Genomic DNA, 5,011 nt, shown 5'->3' on the forward strand with positions numbered 1-5,011 from the left:
ACTTGAACACAATATTATTGAGCTACAGTCGCACTATTAATGTCATGAAACGTGTGGTCAGGATCTGACCACACGTTAATTCACTTAGCGCGGAGAAACGGTAACCTGACGACCGTTGCTGGCCAGTACGACACGCTGTCCGGCAGAGAAACGTGTATCACCTTGTTTCTGAACAACCATGATGGTGTTGCCATCATCCTTACGGATTTCCAGTTCAACACCCTGCGTTTTGTTCATCGCACCCTGCACGCCTTGTCCGGCGACACCACCGGCGACAGCACCCGCCGCCGTTGCCAGAGAACGACCCGTACCACCACCCACAGTGTTACCCAGGAAGCCACCGAGCACAGCACCACCAATGGCGCCGATCACGTTATCATTATCACCAGCCTGAATTTTTACCGGACGCACGTTTACAATCGTCCCGTAGGTAACGTTCTGAACCTGCTTCGCTTCAGAAGCGGTATAGACATCGCCTGAAAGGCTATCCGTGTTGGCACAACCCACTAAAGATAAGCCAGCCAGTGAAACGATCAGTACACGTTTAATCATTTAAAAATCTCCTGTTCACCATGAAACGCTACCCAAGCATCCCTCATGGTCAAATTATATGGCATTTGCGCGTTTAAGGTCACATGTTCTGTCTGAATGATGCAGAAATCATAATAACAGGCAGCTTAACCAACTTTAAACGAACTATTCAGTGAATTTATTAAATCAACGCGGCGAGGGTGCTTTCGGGAAAAACGTGAATGAAGCGTAGCATTGACTGCGCGTTTATGATGGAGTGTTGGCAAAAAGTCATGCTTAAAAAGGAACATGTATGAAATCGGGCCGTTATATTGGCGTGATGTCAGGCACTAGCCTTGATGGTGTTGATGTCGTACTGGCGACGATAGATGACACGATGGTGGCCCAACAGGGGAGTCTCACCTGGCCGATGCCTGTTTCCCTTAAACAGGCGATTCTCGATATTTGCCAGGGGCAATCTCTGACGCTTTCCCAGTTGGGGCAGTTGGATGTTCGGTTGGGCAAACTGTTTGCCGAGGCGGTCAACGCGCTACTGGCGCAGGAAAAACTGCGTCCGCAAGACATTATCGCTATCGGTTGCCACGGGCAAACGGTGTGGCATGAACCCACCGGCGCGGCGCCGCATACGCTGCAGATCGGCGATAACAATCAAATTGTGGCGCATACCGGAATCACGGTAGTCGGCGATTTCCGTCGTCGTGATATCGCGCTGGGCGGACAGGGCGCGCCACTGGTACCTGCATTTCATCAGGCGCTGCTCGCGCATCCGACCGAGCGAAGAATGGTGCTCAATATTGGCGGCATCGCGAATCTGTCGCTGCTGATTCCAGGGCAGCCCGTGCGTGGATACGACACCGGACCCGGCAATATGCTGATGGATGCCTGGATCTGGCGGCAGTGCGGCAAACCCTATGATAAAGATGCGCAATGGGCCTGCGGTGGGACGGTGATTATTCCGTTGCTACAAACGATGCTCAGCGATCCCTGGTTCTCGCTACCGGCACCGAAAAGCACCGGGCGTGAATACTTCAACTACGGCTGGATTGAACGGCAACTGACGGCGTTCCCGGGGATTGCGCCGCGCGATGTTCAGGCGACGTTGACGGAGCTGACGGCGGTCACCATCTCTGAACAGGTGTTGCTGAGTGGGGGCTGTGAACGTCTGATGGTCTGCGGCGGCGGTAGTCGTAATCCTTTGTTAATGACCCGACTGGCGGGACTGCTGCCGGGAACGGAAGTGACGACCACCGATGAGGCCGGGATCAGCGGCGATGATATGGAAGCGTTGGCATTTGCCTGGCTGGCGTGGCGCACGCTGGCTGGTCTTCCGGGCAATTTGCCCTCGGTGACCGGTGCCTCTGAAGCAAGCATTCTGGGCGCGGTGTTTCCCGCCACCCCACGAACTCAGAGTTAACTGAATTTTTCTTTTGTCTTCTGCCGTTACACTGTGGAGATTAGGAGGGTGCATTCCCCCTCCTGGACCAGGAAAGTCTACAGGATACGTCTATGAAAAAACTGCTACTCATCTGTTTTCCGCTTATGCTCTCTGGTTGTAGCGTCTACAACCAGTTTGTTGAACGTATGCAAACGGATACGCTGGAATACCAGTGTGATGAAAAACCGCTGACGGTAAAATTGAATAATACCCGTCAGGAGGTGAATTTTGTTTATGACAACAAACTGCTTAATCTGAAGCAGGGTATTTCGGCGTCAGGCGCGCGCTATACCGACGGAATCTATGTGTTCTGGTCGAAAGGCGACGGCGCGACCGTCTACAAACGTGACCGTATCGTGCTGAATAACTGCCAGTTACAAAACCCGAAGCGTTGAGATTTCCAGCAGGGCGGCGCACAATAGCGCCACCCACTGACAATCCGTAGCGAACCCCATGTCTGATAACGACGAATTGCAGCAAATCGCGCATCTGCGCCGTGAATACACCAAAGGCGGTCTGCGTCGCCGCGATCTTCCCGCTGAGCCGTTAACGCTTTTCGAACGCTGGCTGGCTCAGGCATGTGACGCCAGACTGGCGGATCCCACCGCCATGGTTGTAGCGACCGTTGACGAAAATGGCCAACCGTATCAGCGTATTGTGTTGCTGAAACACTACGATGAAAGAGGGCTGGTGTTCTATACCAACCTCGGCAGCCGTAAAGCGCATCAAATCGAAAAAAATCCCCGCATCAGCCTGTTGTTTCCCTGGCATATGCTGGAACGTCAAGTGATGGTGACGGGTAAAGCCGAACGCTTATCGACCCTGGAAGTGGTGAAGTATTTCCACAGCCGTCCGCGTGACAGCCAGATTGGCGCCTGGGTCTCGAAACAGTCCAGCCGCATTTCCGCGCGCGGGATCCTCGAAAGTAAATTCTTCGAATTAAAACAGAAATTCCAGCAAGGCGAAGTGCCGCTGCCCAGTTTCTGGGGCGGATTCCGCGTCAGCATAGAACAGATGGAGTTCTGGCAGGGCGGTGAGCACCGACTGCATGACCGCTTTTTATACCAGCGTGAAAATGACGCATGGAAAATTGACCGTCTCGCACCATAAACCCGGAAAATTGTTGCGTTAAGCGCTAGCGCTGTGTGCCCCAGCGCTTTATTCTATAGAGCTTTCGCGTCTGGCGAAAAGTCGTGTACCGGCAAAGGTGCAGTCGTTTTATACATGGAGATTTTGATGGCAAGCAGTAACTTGATTAAACAATTGCAAGAGCGGGGGCTGGTTGCCCAGGTGACGGACGAGGAAGCGTTAGCAGAGCGACTGGCGCAAGGCCCGATCGCGCTCTATTGCGGCTTCGATCCTACCGCTGACAGCTTGCATTTGGGGCATCTGGTTCCCTTGTTATGCCTGAAACGCTTCCAGCAGGCAGGTCATAAACCTGTGGCGCTGGTCGGTGGCGCGACCGGTCTGATTGGCGACCCGAGCTTTAAAGCCGCCGAGCGTAAACTGAACACCGAAGACACAGTTCAGGAGTGGGTAGACAAAATCCGTAAACAGGTTGCTCCGTTCCTGGATTTCGACTGCGGCGACAACTCCGCTATCGCGGCGAATAACTATGACTGGTTCGGCAACATGAACGTGCTGACCTTCCTGCGCGATATCGGTAAGCATTTCTCTGTCAACCAGATGATCAACAAAGAAGCGGTGAAGCAACGTCTGAACCGTGACGATCAAGGGATCTCCTTCACTGAGTTCTCCTACAACCTGTTACAGGGTTATGACTTTGCCTGTCTGAATAAACTGCATGGTGTGGCGCTGCAAATCGGTGGTTCCGATCAGTGGGGTAACATCACCTCCGGGATAGACCTGACGCGTCGTCTGCATCAGAATCAGGTCTTCGGTCTGACCGTTCCGCTGATCACCAAAGCGGACGGTACCAAGTTCGGCAAAACCGAAGGCGGCGCAGTATGGCTGGATCCGAAGAAAACCAGTCCGTACAAATTCTATCAGTTCTGGATCAACACGGCGGACGCCGACGTGTATCGCTTCCTGAAGTTCTTCACCTTCATGGACATTGAAGAGATCAATGCGCTGGAAGAAGAAGACAAGAACAGCGGTAAAGCGCCGCGTGCGCAGTACGTGCTGGCCGAGCAGGTCACGCGTCTGGTGCATGGCGAAGAGGGCCTTATCGCGGCAAAACGTATCACCGAGAGCCTGTTTAACGGTACGCTAAGCGATTTGAGCGAAGCGGACTTCGAACAACTGGCGCAGGACGGTGTGCCAATGGTCGAGATGGAAAAAGGCGCAGATCTGATGCAGGCGCTGGTGGATTCCGAACTGCAGCCGTCTCGTGGTCAGGCGCGTAAGACCATTGCGTCCAACGCGATCACCATTAACGGCGAGAAGCAGTCGGATCCGGAGTACACCTTCACCGAAGGCGATCGTCTGTACGGCCGCTACACGCTGCTGCGTCGCGGTAAGAAGAATTACTGTCTGGTGTGCTGGAAGTAATCGAAAGTTAGCAGGGGCGTGGGAAACCACGCCCCTTTATTTTTTCAGGGTTGTGGTAAGCAAAAAATGAAGAATATCCTCGCCATTCAGTCCCACGTTGTTTTTGGACATGCTGGCAATAGCGCCGCGGAGTTTCCGATGCGCCGCCTCGGTGCCAACGTCTGGCCCCTCAATACAGTTCAATTCTCTAATCACACGCAATACGGCAAATGGACTGGCTGCGTCATGCCGCCCTCACATCTGACGGAGATTGTGCAGGGCATTGCCGATATCGATCAGCTGAAGCGCTGTGATGCGGTGCTGAGCGGTTATCTGGGTTCTGCCGAGCAGGGCGAGCATATTCTGGGGATTGTGCGTCAGGTGAAAGCGGCGAATCCGGCGGCGAAATATTTTTGTGACCCGGTGATGGGACATCCGGAAAAGGGGTGCATTGTCGCGCCTGGCGTCGCCGAATTTCATGTTCGCCACGCGTTACCTGCCAGCGACATCATCGCCCCGAATCAGATTGAGCTGGAAATTCTCTGTGTACACGCG

At 53.7% G+C, this 5,011-nt stretch carries 6 protein-coding genes; 5 read left to right on the forward strand and 1 reads right to left on the reverse strand.

Features of this window, described 5'->3' with window-relative positions; all coding sequences use genetic code 11:
- Nucleotides 1-84: 84 nt before the first annotated feature.
- Nucleotides 85-552, reverse strand: coding sequence for an outer membrane lipoprotein SlyB (gene slyB / locus AB7E14_RS20505; RefSeq protein WP_043000799.1), 468 nt, complete (start codon nt 550-552; stop codon nt 85-87).
- Nucleotides 553-823: 271 nt separating this feature from the next.
- Between slyB and anmK the strand changes: the two genes are divergently transcribed.
- The 5 genes from anmK to pdxY form a co-directional block, all read left to right on the forward strand.
- Nucleotides 824-1,945, forward strand: coding sequence for an anhydro-N-acetylmuramic acid kinase (gene anmK, locus AB7E14_RS20510; RefSeq protein ID WP_054176667.1), 1,122 nt, complete (start codon nt 824-826; stop codon nt 1,943-1,945).
- Nucleotides 1,946-2,037: 92 nt separating this feature from the next.
- Nucleotides 2,038-2,361 carry a C-type lysozyme inhibitor gene (mliC, locus tag AB7E14_RS20515; protein WP_044254665.1) on the forward strand — a complete coding sequence of 108 codons (324 nt, stop codon included), beginning with the start codon at nt 2,038-2,040 and terminating at the stop codon, nt 2,359-2,361.
- A 58-nt stretch (nt 2,362-2,419) separates the two neighbouring features.
- Entirely contained in the window at nt 2,420-3,076 is a 657-nt protein-coding gene (pdxH, locus tag AB7E14_RS20520; RefSeq protein ID WP_316962279.1) for a pyridoxamine 5'-phosphate oxidase, read from the forward strand.
- 126 nt (nt 3,077-3,202) lie between these two features.
- A complete protein-coding gene (tyrS, locus tag AB7E14_RS20525; RefSeq protein WP_043000795.1) occupies nt 3,203-4,477 on the forward strand; it encodes a tyrosine--tRNA ligase in 1,275 nt (424 codons plus the stop codon).
- Nucleotides 4,478-4,543: 66 nt separating this feature from the next.
- Nucleotides 4,544-5,011, forward strand: a 468-nt coding sequence (pdxY, locus tag AB7E14_RS20530; protein ID WP_428169873.1) for a pyridoxal kinase PdxY, incomplete at its 3' end; no start/stop codon positions are given.

It is taken from the genome of Citrobacter sp., from assembly GCF_050252275.1.
Lineage (GTDB): Bacteria > Pseudomonadota > Gammaproteobacteria > Enterobacterales > Enterobacteriaceae > Citrobacter_A > Citrobacter_A amalonaticus.

Excerpts from the sequence above, each read along its gene's own strand:
- slyB (WP_043000799.1), bottom strand. The coding sequence starts at position 552 with ATGATTAAACGTGTACTGATCGTTTCACTGGCTGGCTTATCTTTAGTG.
- anmK (WP_054176667.1), top strand. The coding sequence starts at position 824 with ATGAAATCGGGCCGTTATATTGGCGTGATGTCAGGCACTAGCCTTGAT.
- mliC (WP_044254665.1), top strand. The coding sequence starts at position 2,038 with ATGAAAAAACTGCTACTCATCTGTTTTCCGCTTATGCTCTCTGGTTGT.
- pdxH (WP_316962279.1), top strand. The coding sequence starts at position 2,420 with ATGTCTGATAACGACGAATTGCAGCAAATCGCGCATCTGCGCCGTGAA.
- tyrS (WP_043000795.1), top strand. The coding sequence starts at position 3,203 with ATGGCAAGCAGTAACTTGATTAAACAATTGCAAGAGCGGGGGCTGGTT.